This is a genomic window from Polaromonas eurypsychrophila (genome assembly GCF_014641715.1).
Taxonomy (GTDB): Bacteria; Pseudomonadota; Gammaproteobacteria; order Burkholderiales; family Burkholderiaceae_C; genus Polaromonas; species Polaromonas eurypsychrophila.
The window spans coordinates 204,342-230,128 of the sequence record NZ_BMIG01000006.1; the positions used below are offsets into that span (position 1 = coordinate 204,342).

Consider the following 25,787-nt stretch of genomic DNA (forward strand, 5'->3'; position numbering starts at 1 on the left):
ACCAATTCCCCTCATTCAATTGTGGGATAGGCTGCGACCGGGGCGGAGGTGCCCCGTGGGCGCACCGCCCCCGGATGCAGCCTTTTTACAACTGTCGAATAAATGTCATTTGACGTTTAACTAAATATTTGAGACATTCAGGAGAACTTCAGGAGTCTCCATGAAAGCATCCGATCTCGTCACAGTATGGTCTGCGCCGGACAACTCGCGCCTCACAGCCAAGCAGTATTCCTTCCGCTTACCGGTTCACGTAGCTGCAAAACTCGCTGCCTTGGAGGAGCTTTATCCAACGCGCTCACGCACTCAACTTGTGGGCGATTTGCTTACCGCTGCTCTTGCCGAAGTTGAGAAAAATCTTGAGTGTCATGCAGGCGTTCCGATGGGGCACAAACATCCAGAAACTGACGAGGAAATGTTCGCAATGGCGGGACAAATTCTCCAATTCCATCAAGCGGCAAACAAACATTACGCGGCTATTGAGACTGAACTGGGTAATGAGAACCCTAGCCTCCTGTTTGCCGCAAATTACTCTGTCACGGCAGAAGGAAAATGAACCTTCTCGCCTCTGGTCTCGATACCGTCGAGTGCGCGTATTACCTGCATGCCGGTAGTGGGTGCAAGCTGGACTTCGCTGCTCTGCGGCTTCAGCGTGAGTACATGCGTGAATCCAAACAGCCTGAGGCGGCTGTGCTGGAACTGGGAGGCATGGAGTTTTTGCTGTCGCCGAACGGCACCAAGTCTGGCTACCCCTTCGTCATTTCCAATCAGGATTGCACCATCCAGTTTGGAGAATTCAACAATCCCAGCTTCTTCGTGCGTTACAGCAGCTTTGCGCTGTGGTGCAAGGGGGCCAAGTTTTTACATGAACGATTCCTGGCTTGGGCTGAGTCGCTGGGCTTGCAGGCGCTCAGGCCGGAAGGACTCTCTCGGTGCGATTTCGCGTTTGACTTCTTGCTGCCGCAGATTGACTTTGATGAGGACAACTTCGTCACCACCGCCGAGAAAGACAGCCAGCATCGAAAAAATGGCAAGGTGCAGACCTTCACCTTCGGGCGGGATGAAATCGTCCTGCGGGTCTACAACAAGTCCGACGAAATCAAAGAGGCCAGCGGCAAATACTGGTTTTATCTCTTTTGGCAAGAACAAACAGAAAACGTCTGGCGCGTGGAGTGGCAGATTCGCAAGGAAACCTTGAAACGCTTTGGCCTGCGTACCTTTCAGGACCTGTTTGACGGCTACGGCGACGTGCTGCGCTACCTCATCAGCGAACACACTAGCCTGCGGGTCAAGACCGAGGACGCCAACCGCTCACGCTGGCCCGTACATCCCCTCTGGACCATGCTGGGCGAACACATCAACACCCTGCCCGCTCAAGGCGTGTACCGGGAGATTGATCCCCGGATGGCGCTGGACGAAATCCTCCTACGCATGGCGATCAGCATGGAAGGCTACCTCAAGAAAATTGCAGCGATTGAGTGCTTGAAAGAAGGCCGGCCCATGCTCTCGCAAGTCCAAACCATTGACCGGCTGATTCCCTTGCTGGACAAAGTGCACAACGCTTTGACCTGGCGCGGGGATGTGCAAAAGCGCATGGATCAATTGAGGCTTGCGTCGTGATGTTGCTCGATCACCTGCTGGAAGCTGTCAACGCTCGCAAGAACCGGGCGCTGCTGGTGGCTGAAGCTTCACTGTCGGAATCACAGTTCCGGGCCTTCCGGCGACTGTTCTTGGATGAGTTTGGCCGTAATGGACTGGAAACGGAATTGGCGCGGATCGTGGCCGAAGATCAAAAGCGAAAAGGAGCGGAATTGGGCAGGCCGATACATGCAGGAAAGGAGGTGCCCCATGATTGAAAAAACCACAATCCGAACTGATCGTCGATTGCGATCTGCAAGCAAACTTGCCTTTGCTGCCTGCTGAACTGAAACTGGTGCAGGAACTGCTGCCCGAGCTGGTCAAAGATGTTCTTTGGCTGCAAGACGACAAGGAGTAAAAAATGGCTGTTGCGCTATATGCCCGGGTATCCACCACCAAGCAGGCGGACAAGGATTTATCCATCCCTGACCAATTGCGACAGATGCGGGACTGGTCAAAGCGCAACGGGTATTCCGTCGCCAAGGAGTACGTCGAGCCCGGAGCCTCTGCCACCGATGACCGGCGGCCAGAGTTCCAGCAGATGATCTCGGACTCCACCCTCAAGCCTTCACCCTATGAGGCGATCATCGTGCACAGCCTGTCGCGTTTCTTTCGGGACTCGCTGCAATTTGCGCTCTATGAACGCCAGCTCAAAAAGTCTGGCGTCAAGCTCATTTCGATCACCCAGCAGACCAGCGACGATGCGGGCGGGGAGATGGCACGCAAGATTTTCAGCATGTTCGATGAGTATCAGAGTAAGGAAACCGGCAAGCACACGCTGCGGGCCTTGAAAGAGAACGCTCGGCAAGGCTTCTTTAATGGCTCCAAACCGCCCTTTGGCTACAAGACCGAAGAACTGGATTTGCCAGCGGCCAAGGGCAAGAAAAAGCGGCTGGTGATTGATGAGGCCGAAGCGCCCACGGTGCGGCGAATTTTCGAGCTCTACTACAGCGGCTTGAACGGCTGCGAGATGGGGTGCTTGCAGATTGCTGCGAACTTGGACGAACACGGGGTAAAGCGCAGGGGTGCCAAATGGACGCGAAACAGGGTGCAGCAGCTGCTCGGTGACGCGGCCTACATGGGCGACTACGTTTTCAACAAAAAGGATATGCAGGCGCAGCAGATCAAGCCCGAGGAAGAGTGGGTGCGCGTGTCCATCGACCCCATTATTGATAAGCAGGTATTTTTGGCGGTGGCCCAGAGGCGTCACGACAGATCGCCGGCTGTCACGCCTGCCCGGGTGGTCAGCACACCGACGCTGCTCACTGGCCTGCTGCGCTGCGATAACTGCGGCGCGGGTATGACGACTGCCACGGGCAAAGGCGGGCGGTACCAGTATTACAAGTGCAATACCCGCATCGGTCGGGGCGCTGGCGCTTGCTGTACCCCGGCCGTGCCGATGCAGAAGATGGACGATCTTGTCCTGGCTGCGTTTGCGGACAAGGTACTGACTCCAGAACGCCTGCGGGCAATGCTGCAGGAGATGAAGCAACACCTGAAACAGGCCGCTTCAGGACAAGATGAAACGCTGCGCACCCTGAAAAAGGAGCTGGTCGAGCTGGAAACCGCCACCAACCGGCTTTATGAGGCCGTGGAGAAAGGCCTACTGCCAATGGATGACACGCTCAAGGGACGGGCTCAAAAGCTCAAGGCAAGGCGTGAAGCCCTATTGATTGAGGTCGCGGGCACCAACCGCATGAAGGAGCTTCCGGTGACTATGCTGTCAGCCCGGCAGTTGGACACGTTCGGCACAGCTTTGCGGGCTCGGGTGCTGGATCGAACGGCAGGGTTCTCAAAGCGCTATCTGCGCGAGTTCGTGAGCGAAATCCGGTTCGATGGAAAGCGGATCGTGATGCGCGGCAAAAAGGCGGTTTTGCTGGCTGCTGCGGCACAAAAAGAAATGGGCACTACAAGAGTGCCCAGATCGGAACCTAATTGGCTCCTCAACCTGGGCTCGAACCAGGGACCTACGGATTAACAGTCCGGCGCTCTACCAACTGAGCTATTGAGGAATACAGCCTAACATTATAGCCTTAAATATTTGCGCTTCTCCCCCCGACAAGCATCGCGAGCACTGGCAGTGCACGCGAATGGCCGCGTGGAGTACCATTCCCGCAGGCTGCGTCTCTACTCTGCGTGCACACATCGCGGGAGTGAATCGACAGGCTGGCTCCAAGCTCCTATTTTTATTTGCCTGCGATGCGCAAGTCTCCCCATACCCTGCCCTGGCTTGATGCCAACGACGCCTTCCCCCTGGTTGATACGGCCTGGGGCGAGAGCGATCCGGCGCCGGGCTTGCTGGCGGCGGGACGAACTCTTAATGTGCCGACCTTGCTGCAAGCCTACGCTCTCGGCATTTTTCCGTGGTTTGGCGTTGGACAGCCTGTTTTGTGGTGGAGCCCTGACCCACGCATGGTGCTGCGCACAAAGGATTTCAGGCTGCATCGCTCGCTTCGCAAAAGCATCGGCCACTTCCGTGAAACGCCCGGACACGACATACGCTTCGATACGGCGTTTGCCCAGGTGATAGGCGCCTGCGCCAACACACCGCGCGCGGGACAGGCAGGCACCTGGATTGTTCCGGACATGGTGCAGGCCTACATCGCGCTTCACGGGGCGGGCCATGCACACAGCGTTGAAACCTGGATAGACGGCGAACTCGCCGGGGGGCTGTACTGCGTGAACATCGGCGGTATGGTGTTTGGCGAGTCCATGTTTGCGCACCGTACCGATGCATCCAAACTCGCGCTGGCGGCTCTGGTGGCATTTTGCCGGGCTCAAGGCCTCACCATGATCGACTGTCAGCAGAATACCCGGCACCTGGCTTCGCTGGGCGCGGCGGAAATTCCGCGTGCGCAATTTGTCGCGCAGGTGGCAAGCAGCGCGACACAGACGCCACCAAGTTGGGAATTTGAGCCCCTATACTGGAATCAGTTATTGACGCTCGAATTCAGAACTACCTGACTACGTGACGCATCTCAAAGACCTGCCCCTTCAGGCGCTGCAGTTTTATGCCACAGCGCCTTACCCCTGCAGCTACCTGCCCGGCCGGCAGGCACGCTCTCAGGTTGCCACACCCAGCCACCTGATTCACAACGCAGCCTATTCGGAACTTGTCACCAACGGCTTTCGCCGCAGCGGCATGTTCACCTACCGCCCCTATTGCGATGGCTGCCAGGCCTGTGTGCCCTTGCGTGTTCCCGTCGCCAGCTTTACGCCCGACCGTAGCCAGCGTCGTGCCTGGAAGCGCCACCAACTGCTTCTGTCGCGTGTGCTCAAACTGTGTTTCATGCCCGAGCACTACCAGCTCTACCTGCGCTACCAGAACGGCCGCCACTCCGGCGGCGGCATGGACCACGACAGCGTGGACCAGTACACCCAGTTTCTGCTGCAAAGTCGCGTCAACTCGCGCTTGGTGGAATTCCGTGAGACCTTGCCCAGTGGGGAGGCGGGCGCGTTGAAAATGGTGTCGATTCTGGACGTACTCGAAGACGGCGTTTCTGCTGTGTACACCTTTTACGAGCCCGATGCCCAGGCCAGCTACGGCAACTACAGCGTGCTTTGGCAGATTGAACAGGCCCGGCAGTTGGGGCTGCCCCATGTTTACCTCGGTTACTGGATCGCCCAGAGTCCGAAGATGAACTACAAGGCCCGGTTTTTGCCGAACCAGATTCTGGTCGATGGAGAATGGGTTACAGCCCCTGCCGAGCGCAGCGCTGGCTGAAACCGTTCGCAGCGCAAAGCACGCTGCGCTTTGGCAGTTAACTCGCATTTCACAGGGTAAAATTTGGCCCTGGCCTCCTATGAAAAAATCCGACCCCTCCGCTCAGCCCGCCAAACCTACAGTTCAGGTGATAGAACGCATGTTCACCTTGCTGGAGATTCTGTCGACGCGTGAGGAAGCAGTCTCGCTCAAGGAAATCAGCGAAAAATCGGGACTGCATCCGTCCACGGCGCACCGCATCCTGAACGATCTGGCGACCGGCCGCTTTGTGGACAGACCTGTCGCCGGCAGCTACCGGTTGGGCATGCGACTGCTCGAACTCGGCAACCTCGTGAAAGCACGGCTCAGCGTGCGTGATGCTGCCCTGACGCCGATGCGCGAGCTGCATCGCCTGATCCAGCAACCGGTGAACCTGAGCGTGCGCCAAGGTGATGAAATCATTTATGTGGAGCGCGCCTACAGCGAACGCTCGGGCATGCAAGTGGTGCGGGCGATTGGCGGGCGCGCGCCGCTGCACCTGACCTCTGTGGGCAAGCTGTTCCTGGCCTTTGATGATCCGCAGCGCCTGCGAACCTATGCCACCCGCACCGGCTTGCCGGGCCAGACAAAAAACAGCATCACCCAGCTACCCACGCTGGAGCGCGAACTGTCAAAAGCTCGCCAATACGGCATTGCCCGCGACAATGAGGAACTGGAACTCGGGGTGCGCTGCATGGCTGCCGGTATTTACGACGACCAGAGCAAACTGGTGGCGGGCCTTTCGATCTCGGCCCCTGCGGACAGGCTGGACGAAAGCTGGTTGCAAAAGCTTGAGGCAACCGCACATGAAATTTCTGCAGCGCTCGGCTACAGATCCGAAAATTTCAAGTAAAAAAGAGGTCTGGCCCTTTTTCAGCAAGCGGCATAAGCTATCAATAAGATAGCAGGATCGCTGGTCGGAGAAGCTGAAAAACAGGTTTTGCGCTGCTTCAGCCAGCGCTGGGTCTGGCGGCTGCGCTGATTTTCGGCACATTGACCGGCTGCGATTCGACCCAGCGGCGAACACGTTCGGCATCACCGAGGCGGCTGAGTTTGCCGGCCGAATCCAGAAACACCATGATCAGCTTGCGGCCTGCAATTTTTGTCTGCATCACCAGACACTGACCTGCTTCCGAGATGTAGCCGGTCTTTTGCAGGCCGATGTCCCAGTCGGGGTTTTTGACCAACCGGTTGGTGTTGTTGTACTGAAGCGTCTGCCGGCCCAGTGCCACCTGGTAACCGGTGGAGGTAGAGAGTTCTCGCAACACCGGGTCGGCGTGCGCGGCATTGACCAATGTGGCAAGGTCCTGCGCGCTGGACTGGTTCTGGCTGGACAGGCCGGTGGGCTCGACATAACGGGTGCCCTTCATGCCCAGCAGTTTGGCCTTGGCGTTCATCAGATTGACAAACGAAGGCATGCCACCGGGGTAAGTGCGGCCCAGCGCATGCGCAGCGCGGTTTTCGCTGGACATCAAAGCCAGATGCAGCAGTTCGCCACGGGTCAGGCTGGAACCGACGCGCAGGCGTGAGCTGCTGCCTTTTTCCGTGTCCACGTCGTCTTGCGTGATGGTGATGCTTTCATCCATCGGCAACTGGGCACCGCTAATGATCATGCCGGTCATCAACTTGGTCAAAGACGCAATCGGCAACACGGCCTGGTCGTTCTTGCTGAACAAAACTTCATGCGTATCCTGATCAATCACCAGCGCCACACTGGACTTCAGGTCCAGCGGATCCTGCGCGCTGTGCAGGCCGGCGATCTGCCCAAACGAAGGCCTGGCAGGTAGTGCGACGATGATGGGCTTACGCGGGGCTTTGGTTACAAAGCGAACGCTCTTGCGGCTGGAGACGACGTTTTTGGAAACCGTCTTTGTCGCCTGGGATTTTTTTATTACCTGGCGTTTGGCGGGAGCCGCTTCCGAAGCAACCGGAAAAATCAACGCGACCGAAAAAGTAAGAAGTCCAACGAGTTGTAAGCTGCGTTTGAATATCAAGTCCAGCGTATTGACCATTGGTTCGCCTCCAGTTGCAATTAATGCGATGCTGGAGTGTATCCAAATAGAAAAAGTCACGCAATATCAATCGTTTGCGTTACTTTCCTAATCACAACGTTTAACTCAATCCCAAGTTCTGTTTTGGCGCCGATGTAAAACCACAAAAAATTACTAAGTTATTGATTTATAAGGATTTTGTAATCTGCACGGTTTAGCCCTGCGCTGCCACCCGGTCAGCTTTGCTGTGCAATTTGCTCAGCGCACTCAAATAAGCCTTGGCCGAGGCCACCACGATGTCCGGATCGGCACCCACACCATTGACAACCCGACCGCTATTTTGCAGCCGAACCGTCACCTCGCCCTGGCTTTCGGTGGAACCGCTGATCGCATTGACCGAATACAGCACCATCTCGGCGCCGCTTTTGACGTGCGTTTCGATGGCCTTGAGCGAAGCATCGACCGGGCCATTGCCGTCGGATTCGCCCCTGACTTCCTTGCCGTCCACGGTGAACACCACGCTGGCCTGCGGGCGCTCACCGGTTTCGCTGTGCTGTGACAGCGAGACAAAGCCGTATTGCTCTTTTTCGTGCGTGACGCTTTCGTCGCTGACCAACGCCAGGATGTCTTCGTCAAAAATTTCGCTTTTACCGTCCGCCAGTTCCTTGAAACGCGCAAACGCCGCATTCGTGTCAGCCTCGCTGTCCATCTGGATGCCGAGATCAAGCAGGCGCTGCTTGAAGGCGTTGCGTCCGCTGAGTTTGCCCAGCACTATCTTGTTGGAGCTCCAGCCCACGTCTTCCGCACGCATGATTTCGTAGGTTTCACGCGCCTTGAGCATGCCGTCCTGGTGAATGCCGGACGCATGCGCAAAGGCGTTGGCGCCAACCACGGCCTTGTTCGGCTGAACCACAAAACCGGTGGTTTGGCTGACCATGCGGCTGGCGGCCACGATGTGCAGCGGGTCAATGTTCATGTCAAGCTGGAAATAATCGCGGCGCGTTTTCACGGCCATGACAATTTCCTCGAGTGAGCAATTGCCGGCCCGTTCGCCCAGACCGTTAATGGTGCATTCAACCTGGCGCGCGCCGCCGATTTTGACACCGGCCAGCGAATTGGCCACGGCCATGCCGAGGTCATTGTGACAGTGCACCGACCAGATGACCTTGTCACTGTTGGGCACACGTTCACGCAGGGTTTTGATGAAGTTTCCGTACAGCTCGGGCACTGCATACCCAACGGTGTCGGGCACATTGATGGTGGTCGCTCCCTCATTGATCACGGCTTCCAGCACGCGGCACAGAAAGTCCATGTCGCTGCGGTAGCCGTCTTCCGGGCTGAACTCGACATCGGCCACCAGGTTGCGCGCAAACCGCACCGACTGCTTGGCCTGCTCCAGCACCTGCTCCGGGCTCATGCGCAGCTTTTTTTCCATGTGCAGCGCACTGGTGGCGATGAAGGTGTGGATGCGCCCGCGGTTGGCGCCCTTGAGTGCCTCGGCAGCGCGAGATATGTCGCGGTCATTGGCGCGCGACAGCGAGCAGATGGTCGAGTCCTTGATCGCATTGGCAATCGCCTGCACCGCCTCAAAATCCCCGTTGGAGCTCGCTGCGAACCCGGCCTCAATCACATCGACCTTCAGACGTTCGAGCTGGCGCGCGATACGCAGCTTCTCGTCGCGCGTCATGGACGCGCCCGGTGACTGTTCGCCGTCGCGCAAGGTGGTGTCGAAAATAATCAGTTTGTCGGTCATGGCTGGCTCCTGCTGCGTGCTCGCTATACGTCGTTGAGATTCGAATCAGTCCGCTATGTTAACGGCGACTGCCTCGGAAGTCCGGGTGCGCTGCAGGCCAGAAACAATGGCTTTCAACGACGCCGAAACGATGTTGCCGTCCATGCCGACACCGAACAGCGTCTGGCCGTTGACGCGCAGCTCCAGATAAGCCACGGCCTGCGCGGCGGCGCCCGACCCGATGGCATGTTCGTGGTAATCGAGGACACGCACGGCGTGACCGGTGGCATTGTTGAGTCCGGCCACAAAAGCGTCAATCGGCCCCGTGCCCGTGCCGTCCACCTGGTGGCGAATACCGTGCACCTGCACATCGGCCCGGATGTTGAAGGATTTGGTACCGGCGTTAACCACTTCCTCAATCACCAGGTGCTGCGGCGCCGGAACACTCTGCACACCATATTCTGTTTCAAACAACGCAAACAAATCCTGCGCCGTCAACTCCTTGCCGGTCGCGTCCATCACGCCTTGCACCACCTGACTGAACTCGATCTGTAGGCGGCGCGGCAACTCCAGCCCAAACTCGCTTTCGAGCAGGTAAGCAATGCCGCCCTTGCCCGACTGGCTGTTCACGCGAATCACCGCCTCGTAGCTGCGGCCCAGGTCCTTCGGATCAATTGGCAGGTAAGGCATGTCCCAGATGTCGCCCTCCTTGCGTGCAGCGAAGGCCTTCTTGATCGCGTCCTGATGCGAGCCCGAAAACGAGGTGTAGACCAGGTCACCGGCATAAGGATGGCGTGGAGGCACCGGCAACTGGTTGCAATGCTCGACGGTACGGCGGATCTCGTCGATTTCCGAGAAATCGAGACCCGGTGAAACGCCTTGCGTGTAGAGGTTGAGCGCGATGTTGACGAGATCGACATTGCCAGTACGCTCGCCGTTGCCGAACAGGCAGCCTTCGATGCGGTCGGCCCCCGCCATCAACGCAAATTCGCCAGCGGCCGTACCGGTGCCGCGGTCGTTGTGCGGATGCACCGACAACACTATCGCGTCGCGCCGCGCCAGATGACGGTGCATCCATTCCATCATGTCGGCAAAAATGTTGGGCGTCGAATGTTCTACAGTCGATGGCAGGTTGATGATGCACTTGCGCGCTGGCGTAGGCTGCCAGACCTCGGTGACGGCATCGACCACCCGTTTGGAAAATTCAAGTTCGGTGCCAGACCACATCTCAGGTGAATACTGGAAGGTCCACCGAGTATTCGGCTGCGCTGCGGCCAGTTCACTGAACAGCCTCGCATTGTCGGTCGCCAGCTTGACAATTTCGTCCTCGTTCATGCCCAGCACGACGCGGCGCATGACCGGCGCGGTCGCGTTGTAAAGATGCACGATGGCGCGCGGCGCGCCCTGCAGTGCTTCAAACGTGCGCCGGATCAGTGGCTCGCGGGCCTGGGTCAACACCTGAATGGTGACATCTGCCGGGATCAGGTTTCCATCAATCAATCTGCGCAAAAAATCGAACTCAACCTGCGACGCCGAAGGAAAACCCACCTCGATTTCCTTGAAACCGATCTTCACCAGGGTGTCGAACATCCTGAGCTTGCGCGGGATGTCCATGGGTTCGATCAGCGCCTGGTTACCGTCACGCAGGTCCACACTGCACCAGATCGGCGCTTGAGTCAGCACCACATCCGGCCAGCTGCGGTCGGCCAGGCGAACCGGGGGAAAGGACTTGTATTTGCTTGAAGGTGTTTTCAACATGTTGGTTCTCATCCACTGTGACATTTCAAACCCAGCAACCCAAAGAAAAACGGCCCGTTGCTGGTGCAAACGGGCCGTTGAATTGGGTGAACGCGTGCGCTCTACCGTCTCCGCCCGTTGGCAGATAGCAGCAGCGCTAGCGAAATCTTGTTCATAGATTGCAATGTATCACAAAATTTTCAGGTACGGGCTTCCGGAGATGACAGGTTTATTTGTGCAGGCCGCGTTCATCGGGTTCATCAGTCGAGGTCGAAATCACGCTGGTCTGTAAACCCTTGGCCTTGCGCCACACATACAGCACGTAGCCTGATAAACCGTAGGCAATGAAGAGCGCAAACATCACCGTAGGCGGGTCAATGTTGATCACCGCTATGCCCAGAGCAATCAACACAATCACGGCAAAAGGGACACTGCGCTTGATGCTCAGATCCTTAAAGCTGTAAAAAGGCACATTCGTGACCATGGTCAGGCCAGCATAAAGCGTCAGGGCAAACATGTACCAACGCACATCCTCGCCCTGGACACCTGCTTCGTCCATCAGCCAGATGAACCCGGCCACCAGCGCTGCAGCAGCCGGCGAAGGCAAGCCCTGGAAAAACCGTTTATCGACGACCGCCGTGTTGACATTGAAACGTGCGAGTCTGAGCGCAGCACAGGCGCAATACACAAAAGCGGCAATCCAGCCCCAGCGACCCAGCCCGGTTAGCGCCCAAACATAAGCAATCAGGGCAGGCGCCGCGCCAAATGACACCATGTCGGCCAGGGAGTCCATCTGCTCGCCAAAAGCACTCTGGGTGTTGGTCATGCGTGCTACGCGACCATCCAGGCTGTCCAGCACCATGGCCGAGAACACGCCAATCGCGGCCTGGTCGAACCGGCCGTTCATGGCCATCACAATCGCGTAAAACCCACCAAACAAACCTGCCAACGTGAACAGGTTGGGCAGGATGTAGATGCCCTTGCGCCGCTTGCGCGGAACAACTTCTTCGACGTCGATGTCAGGGTCGTGGCCGTCATGCATGGAAGCTGCTCCGGGTGGGGGGGAAAGTGGCGCGCCCAATGTGCGGCGCATAGAGTGATTCAGTCATGCACAGAGGATACCAAACGGTAGTCCGCAGAAATGGAAAAAGCCGCGCAGGTGTTCTGCGCGGCTTAAAGCTGAACCTGGCCAGGACTGGTGAGGCCTGGCAGCTTCATCAGTTGCGGGTCTGATCAACCAGCTTGTTCTTCGCGATCCAGGGCATCATGGCGCGGAGTTTTTCGCCCACGATTTCAATCTGGTGCTCGGCGTTCAGGCGGCGGCGGCTCAGCAGCGTTGGTGCACCTGCGCGATTTTCGAGCAGGAAACTCTTGGCATATTCGCCAGTCTGGATGTCTTTCAGACATTTGCGCATTGCCTCTTTCGTGGCCGAGGTCACGATGTTCGGGCCTGTCACGTATTCGCCGTATTCAGCATTGTTGGAGATCGAGTAGTTCATGTTGGCAATGCCGCCTTCATAGATGAGGTCGACGATCAGCTTAAGCTCGTGCAGGCACTCGAAATAGGCCATTTCAGGGGCGTAACCGGCTTCCACCAGCGTCTCAAAACCGGCCTTGATCAGCTCGACCGTGCCACCGCACAAAACGGCCTGCTCGCCGAACAGGTCGGTCTCGGTTTCTTCGCGGAAGTTGGTTTCAATGATGCCGGCCTTGCCACCACCGTTGGCCATGGCATAGCTCAGGGCCAGATCACGGGCCTTGCCGCTCTTGTCCTGGTGTACCGCCACCAGGTGAGGCACGCCGCCGCCCTGGGTGTACGTGTTGCGCACCGTGTGGCCAGGGGCTTTAGGCGCCACCATCCAGACATCCAGGTCGGCACGCGGAACCACGGCACCATAGTGCACGTTGAAGCCGTGGGCAAACACCAGCGAAGCGCCCTGCTTGATGTTGGGAGCCACGTCGTTGGCATAAACCGAGCCGATTTGTTCGTCAGGCAGCAGAATCATCACGACGTCGGCCGATTTGACGGCATCAGCGACTTCAGCGACCTTCAGGCCGGCTTTCTCGACCTTGGGCCACGATGCGCCACCCTTGCGCAGGCCGACCACGACCTTGACGCCGCTCTCGTTCAGGTTCTGTGCGTGGGCATGACCCTGGCTACCGTAACCGATGATGGCAACAGTCTTGCCCTTGATCAGGCTCAGGTCGCAATCTTTGTCGTAATAAACTTTCATTTCTCTCTCCGTAGGTGTCGTTGATGGTTCTGGCGAAAATGCCCTTCGACAGGCTCAGGGCGAACGGTAAACACACATCGCCGCTTCTCGTCCGTTCGCACCCCGCCTGTCGAAAACGCGCGAACGGACAGGTAAAAATCAGACTCTCAAAATTCTTTCACCGCGGCCTATGCCGCTGGAGCCGGTGCGCACCGTTTCCAGAATCGCCGTACGGTCTATCGCTTCCAGAAACGCATCGTTTTTGGACTGATCGCCAGTCAACTCGATCGTGTAGCTCTTCTCGGTCACGTCAATGATCCGGCCGCGAAATATATCAGCCATGCGTTTCATTTCTTCGCGCTCCTTGCCGACGGCGCGAACCTTGACCATCATCAATTCGCGCTCGGTATAAGCGCCTTCGGTTAGGTCCACCACCTTGACGACTTCAATGAGCCGGTTCAGGTGTTTGGTGATCTGCTCGATCACGTCATCCGATCCGGTGGTCTGGATGGTCATGCGCGACAGGCTGGCATCCTCAGTCGGCGCCACCGTCAGGCTTTCGATGTTGTAGCCGCGCGCAGAGAACAGGCCCACCACGCGGGACAGGGCGCCCGGCTCGTTTTCCAGCAAAACTGCAATGATGTGTTTCATAAGAAGATTCCTCTTTTCGCTGCCCTCCCCTGTGCACGGTAATGCACAGGCTCGGCAAACAATAGATTCGTCAGAAGACGGGTGAAAAAATGGTGTGCGCCGCTTACAGGTCCTCGGACCCGAGCAGCATTTCGGTGATGCCCTTGCCGGCCTTGACCATCGGGAACACGTTCTCGGTGGGGTCGGTGCGGAAGTCCATGAACACGGTGCGGTCCTTAAGCTTGCGCGCCTCGCGCAGGGCGGGTTCGACGTCCTGCGGTTTTTCGATCAGCATGCCGACGTGCCCATAGGCCTCTGCCAGTTTGACGAAATTGGGCAGCGCGTCCATGTAGCTGCTGCTGTAGCGGCCCTCGTAATCAATTTCCTGCCACTGGCGCACCATGCCGAGGTAGCGGTTGTTCAGCGAAACGATCTTGATCGGCGTGTTGTACTGCAGGCAGGTTGACAGTTCCTGGATGCACATCTGCACAGAACCTTCGCCGGTGATGCAATAGACCTCGCTGTCGGGCTTGGCCAGCTTGATGCCCATGGCATAGGGAATGCCGACGCCCATGGTGCCCAGGCCACCCGAGTTGATCCAGCGTCGTGGCTCGTCGAACTTGTAGTACTGCGCCGCCCACATCTGGTGCTGTCCCACATCAGACGTGATGTAGGTATCGGCGTCCTTGGTCATATTCCAGAGCGTCTCGACCACGTATTGCGGTTTGATCACATCGCCCTTGCCCAGGCTGTATTTCATGCAGTCGCGCTTGCGCCAGCCTTCAATGGTTTCCCACCAGCAGCCCAAAGCATCGCCGTCGGGCTTCAGACCCGACTCACGGATCATGGCGATCAGTTCTGTCAGTACGTCTTTCACGTCACCAACGATGGGGATGTCCACCTTGACGCGTTTGGAGATGCTGGACGGGTCAATGTCGATGTGGATGATCTTGCGTTCGTTCTGCGCGAAGTGTTTCGGGTTGCCGATCACGCGGTCGTCAAACCGTGCGCCGACGGCCAGCAACACGTCGCAGTTCTGCATCGCGTTGTTGGCTTCCAGGGTCCCGTGCATGCCCAGCATGCCAAGAAACTTTTTGTCGCTGGCCGGATAGGCGCCCAGGCCCATCAGCGTGTTGGTGCAGGGATAGCCCAGCATGTCCACCAGCGTACGCAGCTCCTGCGAGGCGTTGCTCAACAACACGCCGCCGCCGGTATAGATGTAAGGCCGCTTGGCCGTCATCAGCAACTGCAAGGCCTTGCGGATCTGCCCGCCGTGGCCCTTGCGCACCGGGTTGTAGGAACGCATTTCGACGGTTTGCGGATAACCGGCATACATCGTCTTGTTGAAGGACACATCCTTGGGAATGTCCACCACCACCGGGCCGGGCCGGCCGCTGCGGGCGATGTGGAAAGCCTTTTTCAAGGTTTCGGCCATCTGCCGCACGTCCTTGACCAGAAAGTTGTGCTTGACGATGGGGCGGGTGATGCCGACGGTGTCGCACTCCTGGAAGGCGTCCAGACCAATCGCGTGCGTGGGCACCTGGCCGGTGATGATCACCATCGGAATACTGTCCATGTAGGCCGTGGCGATGCCGGTGACCGCATTGGTCACGCCGGGGCCGGAGGTGACCAGGGCCACGCCGACCTCACCCGTTGCACGCGCATAACCGTCGGCGGCATGCACCGCGGCCTGCTCGTGGCGCACCAAGACGTGCTGAATCGTTTCCTGCTTGTAGAAAGCGTCGTAGATGTGCAACACAGCGCCGCCGGGATAACCCCAGACGTGTTTGACGCCCTCGGCCTGCAGGGCCTTGATGAGGATTTCCGCGCCGCGGAGTTCTTGCGAATGTGTAGGGGCAGATGCTGCCGCCGCTGCCGAAGCGAGTTCGGCCTTTGTGATTTCCATGATGAACCTTTGTGAATTTCTCTAACGAAATACCTTGGGTGCCTCTTCACTGACTCTTGTGGAGTAGCGTCAAGACTTGAGGCCAAAACCATGGGCGGAAACATAAACCGCCGGATCATGACCCGTTTGCTGTTTGAATTGCAAGCGGGATTATAGGGCACGGGCTGGTGCGCAGAAGCAAGCCGCAATAAAGTCCGGCCAAGTGGTGCTTGATGCGATAATTTTGCTGCCGGTGAGTGTCACTGGCACAAGGCCTGTCGGGCCGGCCGCAACCCAGAGCGGCCGGCAACAAGTAAAAACAAGGACAGCGCCGGGACAAACCGGAAATCAACCGTTGGCAACCGAACAAGAACTTTCCGACTTCCTGAAAAGCGTTGAAAAACGAGCTTTCAAGCGCAGCGTTTACCACGTTCGGGATGACGAGGCGGCGCTGGACATTGTTCAGGACAGCATGATGAAGCTGGCGCACCACTATGGCGACAAGCCTGCCGCCGAGCTGCCCATGCTGTTCCAGCGCATCCTGTCCAACACCACGCTGGACTGGTTCCGGCGCCGCAAGACCCGCAACGCGCTGTTTTCCAACATGAGCGACTTCGAATCGGCCGGTGACGACGGAGATTTCGATTTGCTTGAAACTTTGGAGTCCTCAACCAACTCAGAGGGAACTGAAAGCGCCCAGGACGCCACGGAACGGGCTCAAATCTTGCGAGAAATCGAATTGGAAATCAAGGAGCTGCCCGGCCGTCAACGGGAAGCCTTTCTCATGCGTTACTGGGAGGAAATGGACGTGGCTGAAACGGCTGCTGCCATGGGTTGCTCCGAAGGTAGCGTTAAAACGCATTGTTCGCGAGCCGTCCATGCACTCAGTAAAGCTTTGGCCGCCAGGGGAATCAAACTATGAACCGCTCACCGCAAAACCACACCGACATCCTGCAGGACCGCTACGGCCTGAAAACCGCCTCCTACCTGTCTGCCGGCACCGCCGACCTGCCTTACGACATCTCGGAACGCCTGCGCGCCGCGCGCGCTCAGGCCGTCGCAGCTCGCAAGATTGCCAAGGTACAGACTGCCCCCGTCAGCGCCACGGCCAGCATGGGTTCCACCCTGACCTGGGGCTCGGACGAAGGTTTCAGCCTGTGGAGCCGGATCGGCTCCATCCTGCCGCTGATCGCACTGGTGGTGGGCCTGCTGGCCATCAGCTCGCTGCAAACCGACAAGCTGGTGCAAGAACTGGCCGAGGTGGACTCGGCCCTGCTGACCGACGAACTGCCGCCGGATGCTTTTTCTGACCCCGGTTTTGTGCAATTTCTCAAAACAACGCTTTAAGCCTGCCGTTTGCCACGGCTGAAACCGTCAACACCTTATCCATGACTGCGCCTACCTTCCTAGCTGACGACGGGTTTTGCCTGCCTGGCAAGGAGCTTGCGAGGCTGGCTGGCCGGTGGGCTCTACTGCTTTTGGTGACCCTCTCGGCGATGGCCGCCACTGCCCAGACTGTCACGCCCGCACCTGTACCAGCTGCGGCCCCGGCCAAAACCATAGTCGCCCAGGCTTTTACCGGACCCGGCTGGACCGAACTGAGCCCGGCGCAGCGCGATATTCTCCAGCCTCTGGCCTCGGCCTGGCCCTCCCTGAGCCAGAGTCACAAGCGCAAATGGCTGGAAATGGCTCGCAGCTATGGCTCTCTTCCGGCTGACGAGCAGACCAAAATGCAGGGCCGCATGAAGGAATGGGTGGCGCTCAGCCCCCAGCAACGTATCGAGGCCCGGCTGAATTTTGCAAAAACCAAGGAACTGTCCAAAGAGCTGACGGCTGAAGAGAAAAAAGCCAAGTGGGAGGCTTACCAGTCGCTCAGCTCCGAGGAAAAACAAAAACTGGCCGACAAGGCGCCGGCCAAGCCGGCTGGTGCTGCGCCGGCCTCCAAACCCGTCGCCAAGCAGAAGCTGGCCACCATTCCTTCGGCGGCAGATCAGGCCAAAGCCAAAGCTGCGCCTAAAATTGCAGTTTCGCAGTCGATTGACACCCCGCCCGGTCTGGCGCCCGCCGCCACACCAGCCGGCCCGAACGGCACGCCGGCCCAGCCCCAGTAGGCTTGAAGGGCCGCGCGCCGCGCGGCGCGCCTAATTTTTAGGGCAAATTCGTGCTGTAGCCCTTATCCGCCCTCACCTGGCCGCTACAAAATTGATAGTCAATTCCGCCCCCCAAGCTGTTACACCGTCGCTGCGCAGGCGCATGGCCTGCTGGATGTACGAAGGCCTGCTGATGTTCGGCGTGGTCTTCATCGCCGGTTACCTGTTCGGCACGCTCAGCCAGACGCGCAATGCGCTGGATAACCGCCACGCACTGCAGGCGTTTTTATTCGTTATTTTCGGCATCTACTTTGTCTGGTTCTGGGCCAAAGGCCAGACCCTGGCCATGAAAACCTGGAACATCCGTGTGGTGGACAGGCATGGAGCACCCATTACCCAACCCCGTGCCTTGCTGCGGTATGTGTTGAGCTGGTTATGGTTCTTGCCGCCGCTGGCCGTCAGTTGGGCTTTGGGTCTGCCTGGCCGGGAGGCCGCTGTGCTGGCTCTGGGCTGGGTGCCGATCTGGGCGATTCTTGCGCGTTTTCATCCAGACCGGCAGTTCTGGCACGACGCCATCGCAGGCACCCGGCTGGTCACCAGTCTGCCGGCTGGCAAAGCGCCCAAAGCGGCCTGAGGCGGGCCCCGCATGCAGGCTTCACATCAAACTGCCACAGAGCCGGGTCACAATCGCCGGATGCCCGATTCTGCTTCCTTCCGCGTTCCCGATGCCGCTCCTCCCGCACCGGCCTCCCCCGTCAACCCCCAGAAAGATCGCAAGGGCCTGAGCCGCGTCTGGCATGCGCTGGGTTATTCGGTGGCTGGCCTGCACGCCGGCTGGCACGAAACCGCTTTCCGCCAGGAGGCTGTTGCCTCGCTGGTGTTGCTGCCAGCCGCGTTCTGGCTGGGCCGAAGCTGGGTCGAGACCGTGCTGCTGGCCGGTTCGGTCATCCTGGTGATGATCATTGAGCTGCTCAACACAGGTATCGAAACCGCGATCGACCGCATCGGCCCCGAGTGGCACGATTTGTCCAAACGCGCCAAGGACATGGGCAGCGCAGCCGTGCTGCTGAGCTTGCTGCTGTGCGCCGGAACCTGGGCGCTGGCGCTGTTCCACCGGCTTGTTGCATGACCCCCGCTTTTTCAATCTGCGTGTATTGCGGCTCGCGCCCCGGCGCAGAGCCGGTCTTTGCCGACACCGCGCACGCGGTCGGCACATGGATAGGCGGCCATGATGGGCAACTGGTTTACGGCGGCGGGCGCAACGGCCTGATGGGCATCGTGGCCGATGCCACGTTGGCGGCCGGCGGGCGCGTGATCGGCGTCATCCCAAAAGCGCTGGTGGAAAAAGAATGGGCGCACACCGGCTGCACCGAACTGCACATTGTCGACACCATGCACGAGCGCAAACGCCTCATGGCCGAACACGCCGACGCCTTTTTGTCGCTGCCCGGCGGCATAGGCACGCTGGAAGAATTTTTCGAGGTCTGGACCTGGCGCCAGCTCGGCTACCACGCCAAGCCGGTGGGCCTGCTCAACCTGAACGGGTACTACACCGAACTGCTGACTTTTCTGGCCTCATCGGTCAAAAGCGGCTTCATGAGCGACTGGCAGATGGAGCTGATCCATGTCGGCACCGAGCCAGAAGCTCTGCTTCAACAGCTGGTTCAAGTCGCCGGCATGGCGCCCGAAGGCCAGCGGCTGGACCAGATTTAACGCATCGCCTCGGTTCAGGATTCTTTTCCAGCCGGGGCCGCGAGCCGGCTTCGCCGGCCGGCAGGCGCAGCGCCCCCTCGGGGGGCAGCGTATTACACGAAGTGAAAAGCGGGGGGGCTCAAACTGCAGCTTCGTCTTCTTCCCCGGTGCGTATACGCACCACACGCTCGACACTGGTGATGAAAATCTTGCCGTCGCCGATCTTGCCGGTGCGGGCGGCCCGCACGATGGCGTCCACGCAGCGGTCCACGTCTTCGGTCTTCACCACCACCTCGACCTTGACCTTGGGTAAAAAGTCGACCACGTATTCAGCGCCGCGGTAAAGCTCGGTATGCCCCTTCTGGCGGCCAAAACCCTTGACTTCGGTCACCGTCAGGCCGGTCACGCCGCATTCGGCCAAGGCTTCGCGGACTTCTTCGAGCTTGAACGGTTTGAGGACGGCGGTAATTTGTTTCACTGAATATCTCCGTTGGTTTTTAAATTGTCATAAAAGCACGAGGCGCAACATCTCTTAAACCCAGCAGGGGCCGCGGATCTGGCTCCGCCAGTCCGCAGGCGCAGCGGCCTCCACGGGGGGCAGCGCAGTACGCGAAGCGACAAGCGTGGGGGCATATCCTAAGCGCGGAATTTACTGGTAATAGGATAGCGCCAATCCTTGCCGAAGCTGCGGTGGCTAACCCGGATGCCGACCGGTGCCTGGCGGCGTTTGTACTCGTTGATCCTGATCAAACGGGTCACGCGCTCGACCACCGCGCGGTCGAAGCCAGCGGCGACGATGCTCTCGATGCTCTCGTCGTTTTCCATGTAGCGCTGCAAGATCGCGTCCAGCATCTCGTAAGGTGGCAGGCTGTCCTGATCCGTCTGGTCGGCACGCAGCTCTGCGCTCGGTGGCCGCGTGATGATGCGCTCTGGAATCGGCTTGCTGCCCGTGCCATAGGGGTCGTTCTGGTTGCGCCACTCGGCCAGCCGGAACACCGTGGTCTTGAGCAAATCCTTGATGACGGCAAAACCGCCCGCCATGTCCCCATACAAGGTGCAGTAGCCGGTCGCCATCTCGCTTTTGTTGCCGGTGGTCAGCACGATGGCGCCAAACTTGTTGGACAGCGCCATCAGGAACACGCCCCGAATCCGCGCCTGGATGTTTTCTTCGGTGGTGTCTTCGGGCAGGCCCTTGAACTCGTCAGCCAGCGAGGCCTTGAAGGCTTCAAACTCCGGAACAATCGAAATCTCGTCGTACCGAACCTTGAGCCGCGCCGCCATTTCGCGTGCGTCTATCCACGAAATATCGGCGGTGTAGGGCGAAGGCATCATCACCGTGCGCACCTTGTCGGCGCCCAGGGCATCCACCGCAATCGCTAGCACCAGCGCCGAGTCGATGCCGCCAGACAGCCCGAGAATCGCGCCGGGGAAGCCGTTTTTGCCGAGGTAGTCGCGCACGCCCAGCACCAGCGCATCCCACAGATCAGCCTCGGCGCTACGTTCCGGCGCGACATCCGCTACTAATTTGATAGCTGCCTGCGCATGCTGCGCATGGGCTACAAACAGATCTTCCCTGCAACTTTCGGCCCGTCCAGCGAGCGTGCCGTCGGCCTGCAAGGCAAAGGACCGGCCTTCGAAAACAATCTCATCCTGCCCGCCCACCAGATGCGCATACACCATGGGCAAGCCAGTGGCCAGCACGCGCTCGCGCATCATGAGCTCACGCTCACCACCCTTGCCCACATGAAAGGGCGAGGCATTGATGACGGCCAGCATCTCCGCACCGGCCTCTTTGGCCAGCCGCGCAGGTTCATCGAACCAGGCGTCTTCACAGATCAGCAACCCAATGCGGACCGCGTCGGCGCCTTCACCAGCCTCAAACACACACACGCCCTGCCCCGGGGTGAAGTAACGTCGCTCGTCGAACACCTGGTAATTCGGCAGCTCACGCTTGGCGTAGCTGGCGATGACCGCACCCTCGCGCAATACGCGCGCGGCGTTGTGGCGCTGCTGCACCTCGACGCTTTTGGTGCGCAGGCCCTTGTCGCTGTCCCCATGGGTGGGTGTGCCCACCACCACGGTCAGGCCCTTTAACCCGGCCAGCTCACGGGCAACCCGAATCACGGCATCATCACATGCTTCGATGAAGGAGCGGCGCAAAAACAGGTCTTCGGCGGCGTAACCGCAAATCGCCATCTCGGGCGTGAGCAGCAGTCTGACCCCCTCGGCATAAGCGGTGCGTGCCGCGTCAATGATTTTTTGCGCGTTGCCTGTCATATCACCAACGCAGTAGTTCAATTGGGCAACGCAGATTTTGAGAGTCATGAAAAAAGAAGAAAACGGTGGGTGTTGTGACTGAAAACGATTATGTCATCCGTGTGCTGGACACGCCGGGGCTGGTCGATGGCGCCGCCTGGAATACGCTGGTGGCGCTACAGGACCCGAACGGCGGACTGAACCCTTTTATGCGTCACGAGTACCTGGGTGCCATGCACAACAGCGGCAGTGCCACGCCAGCCACCGGCTGGACGCCACGCTTCATCACCCTCTGGCACGGCGATGAACTGATCGCCGCCTGCGCGCTGTACATAAAAGACCACTCCTACGGTGAATATGTCTTCGACCATGCCTGGGCCAACGCCTACCACGAGCATGGCCTTTCGTATTACCCGAAGGCGCTGGTGGCGCCGCCCTTCACGCCAGTGCCCGGCCCGCGCCTGCTGGCGCGTGATGCCGCAACCCGTACTCTGCTTGTGAAAGCACTGGTGGCCTGGTGCAGCGAGGAGAAGCTGTCCTCATTGCACCTGCTTTTCACCAGTGAGGCCGATGTGGCAGCCTGCGCGCAAGCCGGCTTGATGCTCCGGCACAACGTGCAATTTCATTGGACGAATGTGGCCCCCACGCTTGTCACTTCGTGTACTGCACTGCCCCCCGAGGGGGCTAATTTTCCTAGGGGCGGCCCGTCGGAAAATTCTGCCCTCACGCCTGGCACCGATGACAAGCCTCGCTTCTTTCGCGACTTCGACGACTTCCTGATGTCGCTGAGCCAGGACAAGCGCAAGAAAATCCGCCAGGAGCGGCGCAAGGTGCTCGATGCCGGCGTGCACTTCCGCTGGTCGCTGGGTACAGACATCACATCCGCCGACTGGGACTTTTTCTACCGCTGTTATGAACGCACTTACTACGAACACGGCAACGCGCCCTACCTGAGCCGCGACTTCTTCCAGCGCATGCAGGACGACATGCCGGAACACTGGCTGCTGTTCGTCGGCGAACGCGACGGCAGCCCGATTGCTACCAGTTTGATAGCTGTCAACCAAGGCGAGACGGGGGCTGGAGGCCAATTTTGCAATAAATCTTTGGCCAACGTCGCCTACGGCCGCTACTGGGGCGCCACCGAACGTGTGGACTGCCTGCACTTTGAAGCCTGTTATTACCAGCCGCTGCAGTGGTGCATCGAGCACGGCTACCGGCGCTTTGAAGGCGGCGCCCAGGGTGAACACAAAATGGCGCGCGCCTTGCTGCCGGTCAGGACCACAAGCGCCCACTGGCTGGCGCATCCGGCCTTTGCCGATGCGGTGGAACGTTTCCTGGGGCGTGAAGGCGAAGGTATTGCCGGCTACATGGACGAGCTGGAACGGCGTAACCCTTTCCGCCAACCTACCAGCGACAGCAGGCCAGCCTGAACCAGGTCAGCAAGAGCCTGATTGAGCGTGGCACCCACATCGCCCATCCGCTCAAGCGCATGAACGCCATCTTGGCATCGACGACCAAGGTCAAGAACTCGATGCAAAGCCTCAAAGGCCTGCTGCCGACCGACTACCCATCGCTGCCGGTGCCTTGGCTGGTCGGTGGCGCGGCAAAAGCTGCACTCAACGCCTATGGCAAAAGCGGGCTGGCCAGCCGCCTGCCGATAGTCGCCAAGCTGGCGATCTCCAATGTGCCCGGCCCGCCGGTGCCTTTGCTTCTTGCTGGCGCGCGCATCGTGAGTTTTCATCCGCTGTCCATCGTGATACACGGACTGGCACTAACATCACGATTCAGACCTATGCCGGCCATGTGGACCCGCAAGACGGATGTCGCCTCAGCGACGCCTTCAGGGAAGCCTCCCTCTGTGAAAAGAGCCAGTAGTCCCAAAATAAGAGCCATCAAGAACAAAGCCACAACACCCGATGCGTCCAGCCATGGCACCCTCTCCCGCCCATCCGTCCGCACAACAGCAAACAAAACCAAACCCAAAGCAGGCGCTGCACGACGGACCGCCGCCTAAGGCCTGGATGCTGGCGCTGGAGTTTCGCGCCTTCTGGGAGTTCGGCGCCCTGCTGCCGGCCTGGCCGGTTCTGGCCCGGGCGCCGCGCGGCGACGGCCACAGTGTCGTCGTTTTTCCCGGCCTGTCGGCCAATGACGGCTCCACCATTCCCTTGCGCCGTTACCTCGATACGCTGGGCTACGCCACCAGCGGCTGGGAGCAAGGCTTCAATTTCGGTCCACGCGCCGGTGTGCTTGAGGCGGCCCGCGCCCAGATCACACGCGCCTTCCATGAGACCGGGCGCAAGGTCAGCCTGATCGGCTGGAGTCTGGGTGGGGTCTATGCGCGAGAACTGGCCAAAGAGTTGCCGCACTTGGTTCGCAGCGTGATCACGTTGGGCACGCCGTTTGCCGGCTCCCACCGATCAACCAACGCCTGGCGAATCTACGAACTGGCCAGTGGCCGCAAGGTGGCTCGTGAAACTGAAAACTACGACCTGCCCTCCGCACCCCCAGTGCCGACCACCAGCATTTATTCCCGAAGCGACGGCATTGTGGCGTGGCAAGGCAGCGTCCAAAAGCCCGCTGCGCACAATCCGCAGACTGAGAATGTTGAGGTGATTGCCAGCCACGTCGGTTTGGGCCTGAACCCCAGCGCATGGTGGGCGGTGGCCAACCGGTTGGCGCAGGCGGAGGGCAGCTGGAAGCCGTTTGAACGCAAGGGCACGTTTCTGCACGGACTGATTTACCCCGATCCGGCGCGGGCGGGCTGAAATCGCGCCCCTCCAGATGCGAAGAAGCGCCTGCAGCTCACGCTGCAGGCGCTTCTTTTTTATAGTTGATCGCAAAGTTCCGGCTACGGCTACGTTTCAAATCGAGTTGAGACCACGGCGAGAGCCCGCAGGCTAGACAGCCCGACCGCACTCACCGTAATTTGCCGGGGGCCTATTTGCCGGGCTTGAGCACCACTTTGGTCCAGCCGTCCTTGCGCTTGTCAAAATTTTCATACGCCTGCGGGGCCTCGTCCAGAGACAGCTCGTGCGACACAATGCCAGAAGGCCTGGCCTTGCCGGCATGGATAAGGTTGCAAAGCTTGCGGTTGTAAGCTTTGACGTTGGCCTGGCCGGTGGCGATGTGCTGACCCTTGATCCAGAATTGGCCAAAGTCAAATGCAAGTTGGCCGATCTTGGCCAGCTTGTCCTGGGCTCCCGGGTCTTTGGGAATAAACACACCGACCACGCCAATTCCGCCGGTTGCCTTGACGGTCTTGACGAGATTGTTCATGGTGAGGTTGGGCACCTCCTCGCGGTGCATGTTGCAGCACTGGTAGCCGACACATTCACAGCCCCGGTCGGCGCCCTTCCCGCCCGTCAGCTCCAGCACGCGCTCCACGCCCGCGCCCTCCGTGTCGTCGATGGCAATCGCGCCCATCTGCTCGGCAAGCTTCAAACGATCTTTATGGGTATCGACCACCATGATCTGGCTGGCGCCCTTGATGCCGGCCGAATAAGCGGCCATCAGCCCGACAGGGCCGGCCCCATAAATCACCACGGTGTCGCCGGGTTTGACGCCGGCAAGCTCGGTCGAGTGGTAGCCAGTCGGAAAGATGTCAGACAGCATGACGTAGTCGTTCTCCTTTTCGGCAGCATCCGGTGGCAGCACGAGGCAATTGAAGTCACCATAAGGCACCCGCAGCAACTCTGCCTGTCCGCCGCTGTACGGGCCCATTCCGGCGAAACCGTAGGCGCCCCCTGCGAAACCGGGGTTGACGGTAAGACAGTAACCCGTTAAGCCACGCTCGCAATTTTCGCAAAAGCCGCAACCGATGTTGAACGGCAAGCACACGCTGTCGCCAACCTTGACGCGGTCAACAGCCTTGCCCACTTCGATCACTTGACCCATGTTCTCGTGCCCCAAGATGCGGCCCGCCTCCATGTCGGTGCGCCCTTCGTACATGTGCAGGTCAGAACCGCAGATATTGGTGCTGGTGATCCGGACCAGAACGTCCGTCGCTCGTTCAATTTTGGCGTCAGGTACGTTTTTGACCTGCACGTCGCGGGGACCGTTGTATACCAGTGCTTTCATGATGTCTCCTTTGCGGCGATCAGAAGAGTCGCGCCGTGGCACGTTAAGGGGTGGGTTAATGTCAAACAAAGCATGGGGTGTTCCTGTGAAATAGGGGATGGGGTAGG

27 protein-coding genes and 1 tRNA gene are annotated in these 25,787 nt (G+C 59.2%); 17 read left to right on the forward strand and 11 right to left on the reverse strand.

Annotated elements, in window-relative coordinates; translation table 11 throughout:
* Positions 1-160 precede the first annotated feature (160 nt).
* Genes IEX16_RS10575 through IEX16_RS20370 form a run of 5 tightly spaced genes read left to right on the forward strand, consistent with a single transcriptional unit; the run spans position 161 to position 3,613 of the window.
* Complete coding sequence (locus tag IEX16_RS10575; protein ID WP_188708444.1) at positions 161-553, forward strand: hypothetical protein; 393 nt, start codon at positions 161-163, stop codon at positions 551-553.
* Positions 550-1,617: a hypothetical protein gene (locus IEX16_RS10580; RefSeq protein ID WP_188708445.1), complete on the forward strand. Its 1,068-nt coding sequence runs from the start codon at positions 550-552 to the stop codon at positions 1,615-1,617. Before IEX16_RS10575 ends, IEX16_RS10580 begins: the two co-directional genes overlap by 4 nt.
* On the forward strand, positions 1,614-1,853 hold the full coding sequence (locus IEX16_RS10585; RefSeq protein WP_188708446.1) for a hypothetical protein: 240 nt from the start codon (positions 1,614-1,616) through the stop codon (positions 1,851-1,853). Before IEX16_RS10580 ends, IEX16_RS10585 begins: the two co-directional genes overlap by 4 nt.
* Entirely contained in the window at positions 1,850-1,993 is a 144-nt protein-coding gene (locus IEX16_RS10590) for a hypothetical protein (RefSeq protein ID WP_188708447.1), read from the forward strand. Before IEX16_RS10585 ends, IEX16_RS10590 begins: the two co-directional genes overlap by 4 nt.
* Positions 1,994-1,996: 3 nt before the next feature.
* Positions 1,997-3,613, forward strand: a complete 1,617-nt coding sequence (locus tag IEX16_RS20370) for a recombinase family protein (RefSeq protein WP_373288320.1) — start codon at positions 1,997-1,999, stop codon at positions 3,611-3,613.
* Here IEX16_RS20370 and IEX16_RS10605 read toward each other — a convergent pair.
* Positions 3,572-3,647: transfer RNA gene (locus IEX16_RS10605), tRNA-Asn, on the reverse strand. The genes IEX16_RS20370 and IEX16_RS10605 overlap by 42 nt on opposite strands.
* 187 nt (positions 3,648-3,834) lie before the next feature.
* Between IEX16_RS10605 and aat the strand changes: the two genes are divergently transcribed.
* The 3 genes from aat (at position 3,835) to IEX16_RS10620 (ending at position 6,230) form a co-directional block, all read left to right on the forward strand.
* Positions 3,835-4,599, forward strand: a complete 765-nt coding sequence (gene aat, locus IEX16_RS10610; protein WP_188708448.1) for a leucyl/phenylalanyl-tRNA--protein transferase — start codon at positions 3,835-3,837, stop codon at positions 4,597-4,599.
* A gap of 4 nt (positions 4,600-4,603) precedes the next feature.
* Positions 4,604-5,359, forward strand: coding sequence for an arginyltransferase (locus IEX16_RS10615; RefSeq protein WP_188708449.1), 756 nt, complete (start codon positions 4,604-4,606; stop codon positions 5,357-5,359).
* Between the two features lie 79 nt (positions 5,360-5,438).
* Positions 5,439-6,230: an IclR family transcriptional regulator gene (locus tag IEX16_RS10620; protein WP_188708450.1), complete on the forward strand. Its 792-nt coding sequence runs from the start codon at positions 5,439-5,441 to the stop codon at positions 6,228-6,230.
* Positions 6,231-6,327: 97 nt separating this feature from the next.
* Here the strand turns inward: IEX16_RS10620 and pbpG are convergent, their stop codons facing one another.
* From pbpG to IEX16_RS10655, 7 genes are all read right to left on the reverse strand, one after another.
* Positions 6,328-7,389 carry a D-alanyl-D-alanine endopeptidase gene (gene pbpG, locus IEX16_RS10625; protein WP_188708451.1) on the reverse strand — a complete coding sequence of 354 codons (1,062 nt, stop codon included), beginning with the start codon at positions 7,387-7,389 and terminating at the stop codon, positions 6,328-6,330.
* Positions 7,390-7,582: 193 nt separating this feature from the next.
* On the reverse strand, positions 7,583-9,121 hold the full coding sequence (locus IEX16_RS10630; RefSeq protein ID WP_188708452.1) for a 2-isopropylmalate synthase: 1,539 nt from the start codon (positions 9,119-9,121) through the stop codon (positions 7,583-7,585).
* 45 nt (positions 9,122-9,166) lie between these two features.
* Positions 9,167-10,858: a 2-isopropylmalate synthase gene (gene leuA, locus IEX16_RS10635; protein ID WP_188708453.1), complete on the reverse strand. Its 1,692-nt coding sequence runs from the start codon at positions 10,856-10,858 to the stop codon at positions 9,167-9,169.
* Positions 10,859-11,066: 208 nt separating this feature from the next.
* Positions 11,067-11,879: a CDP-diacylglycerol--serine O-phosphatidyltransferase gene (pssA, locus tag IEX16_RS10640; RefSeq protein WP_188708454.1), complete on the reverse strand. Its 813-nt coding sequence runs from the start codon at positions 11,877-11,879 to the stop codon at positions 11,067-11,069.
* Positions 11,880-12,054: 175 nt separating this feature from the next.
* Positions 12,055-13,071, reverse strand: coding sequence for a ketol-acid reductoisomerase (gene ilvC / locus IEX16_RS10645; RefSeq protein ID WP_188708455.1), 1,017 nt, complete (start codon positions 13,069-13,071; stop codon positions 12,055-12,057).
* A gap of 138 nt (positions 13,072-13,209) precedes the next feature.
* Positions 13,210-13,701, reverse strand: coding sequence for an acetolactate synthase small subunit (gene ilvN / locus IEX16_RS10650; protein WP_188708456.1), 492 nt, complete (start codon positions 13,699-13,701; stop codon positions 13,210-13,212).
* A 103-nt stretch (positions 13,702-13,804) separates the two neighbouring features.
* On the reverse strand, positions 13,805-15,586 hold the full coding sequence (locus tag IEX16_RS10655) for an acetolactate synthase 3 catalytic subunit (RefSeq protein WP_188708457.1): 1,782 nt from the start codon (positions 15,584-15,586) through the stop codon (positions 13,805-13,807).
* 334 nt (positions 15,587-15,920) lie between these two features.
* On the opposite strand from IEX16_RS10655, the gene IEX16_RS10660 reads away from it, so the two are divergent.
* The 6 genes from IEX16_RS10660 to IEX16_RS10685 all read left to right on the forward strand — a co-directional run bounded on the left by IEX16_RS10660 (position 15,921) and on the right by IEX16_RS10685 (position 19,368).
* On the forward strand, positions 15,921-16,487 hold the full coding sequence (locus IEX16_RS10660; RefSeq protein ID WP_188708511.1) for an RNA polymerase sigma factor: 567 nt from the start codon (positions 15,921-15,923) through the stop codon (positions 16,485-16,487).
* Positions 16,484-16,912, forward strand: a complete 429-nt coding sequence (locus IEX16_RS10665) for a DUF3619 family protein (protein WP_188708458.1) — start codon at positions 16,484-16,486, stop codon at positions 16,910-16,912. The genes IEX16_RS10660 and IEX16_RS10665 overlap by 4 nt, the downstream gene beginning before the upstream one ends.
* 41 nt (positions 16,913-16,953) lie before the next feature.
* Positions 16,954-17,676, forward strand: a complete 723-nt coding sequence (locus IEX16_RS10670) for a DUF3106 domain-containing protein (protein ID WP_188708459.1) — start codon at positions 16,954-16,956, stop codon at positions 17,674-17,676.
* A 91-nt stretch (positions 17,677-17,767) separates the two neighbouring features.
* Positions 17,768-18,289: an RDD family protein gene (locus tag IEX16_RS10675; RefSeq protein WP_268236612.1), complete on the forward strand. Its 522-nt coding sequence runs from the start codon at positions 17,768-17,770 to the stop codon at positions 18,287-18,289.
* Positions 18,290-18,349: 60 nt separating this feature from the next.
* Positions 18,350-18,784, forward strand: a complete 435-nt coding sequence (locus IEX16_RS10680; RefSeq protein WP_229676290.1) for a diacylglycerol kinase — start codon at positions 18,350-18,352, stop codon at positions 18,782-18,784.
* The gene (locus IEX16_RS10685) at positions 18,781-19,368 is read left to right on the forward strand and encodes an LOG family protein (protein ID WP_188708460.1); all 588 of its coding nucleotides are present in this window, start codon (positions 18,781-18,783) and stop codon (positions 19,366-19,368) included. The genes IEX16_RS10680 and IEX16_RS10685 overlap by 4 nt, the downstream gene beginning before the upstream one ends.
* A 118-nt stretch (positions 19,369-19,486) precedes the next feature.
* On the opposite strand, the gene IEX16_RS10690 is transcribed toward IEX16_RS10685, so the two are convergent.
* Together IEX16_RS10690 and IEX16_RS10695 are read right to left on the reverse strand one after the other, a co-directional pair.
* Complete coding sequence (locus IEX16_RS10690) at positions 19,487-19,825, reverse strand: P-II family nitrogen regulator (protein WP_096665314.1); 339 nt, start codon at positions 19,823-19,825, stop codon at positions 19,487-19,489.
* Between the two features lie 158 nt (positions 19,826-19,983).
* On the reverse strand, positions 19,984-21,672 hold the full coding sequence (locus IEX16_RS10695; protein ID WP_188708461.1) for an NAD+ synthase: 1,689 nt from the start codon (positions 21,670-21,672) through the stop codon (positions 19,984-19,986).
* A gap of 26 nt (positions 21,673-21,698) precedes the next feature.
* Here IEX16_RS10695 and IEX16_RS10700 point away from each other — a divergent pair, with 26 nt between their 5' ends.
* Genes IEX16_RS10700 through IEX16_RS10710 form a run of 3 tightly spaced genes read left to right on the forward strand, consistent with a single transcriptional unit; the run spans position 21,699 to position 24,368 of the window.
* Entirely contained in the window at positions 21,699-23,033 is a 1,335-nt protein-coding gene (locus IEX16_RS10700; RefSeq protein ID WP_188708462.1) for a GNAT family N-acetyltransferase, read from the forward strand.
* Positions 23,034-23,092: 59 nt separating this feature from the next.
* Positions 23,093-23,617: a WS/DGAT domain-containing protein gene (locus IEX16_RS10705; RefSeq protein ID WP_229676291.1), complete on the forward strand. Its 525-nt coding sequence runs from the start codon at positions 23,093-23,095 to the stop codon at positions 23,615-23,617.
* Positions 23,532-24,368, forward strand: coding sequence for an alpha/beta hydrolase (locus tag IEX16_RS10710; RefSeq protein ID WP_188708463.1), 837 nt, complete (start codon positions 23,532-23,534; stop codon positions 24,366-24,368). Before IEX16_RS10705 ends, IEX16_RS10710 begins: the two co-directional genes overlap by 86 nt.
* Positions 24,369-24,540: 172 nt before the next feature.
* Here the strand turns inward: IEX16_RS10710 and IEX16_RS10715 are convergent, their stop codons facing one another.
* A complete protein-coding gene (locus tag IEX16_RS10715) occupies positions 24,541-25,680 on the reverse strand; it encodes a glutathione-independent formaldehyde dehydrogenase (protein ID WP_188708464.1) in 1,140 nt (379 codons plus the stop codon).
* Positions 25,681-25,787 lie beyond the last annotated feature (107 nt).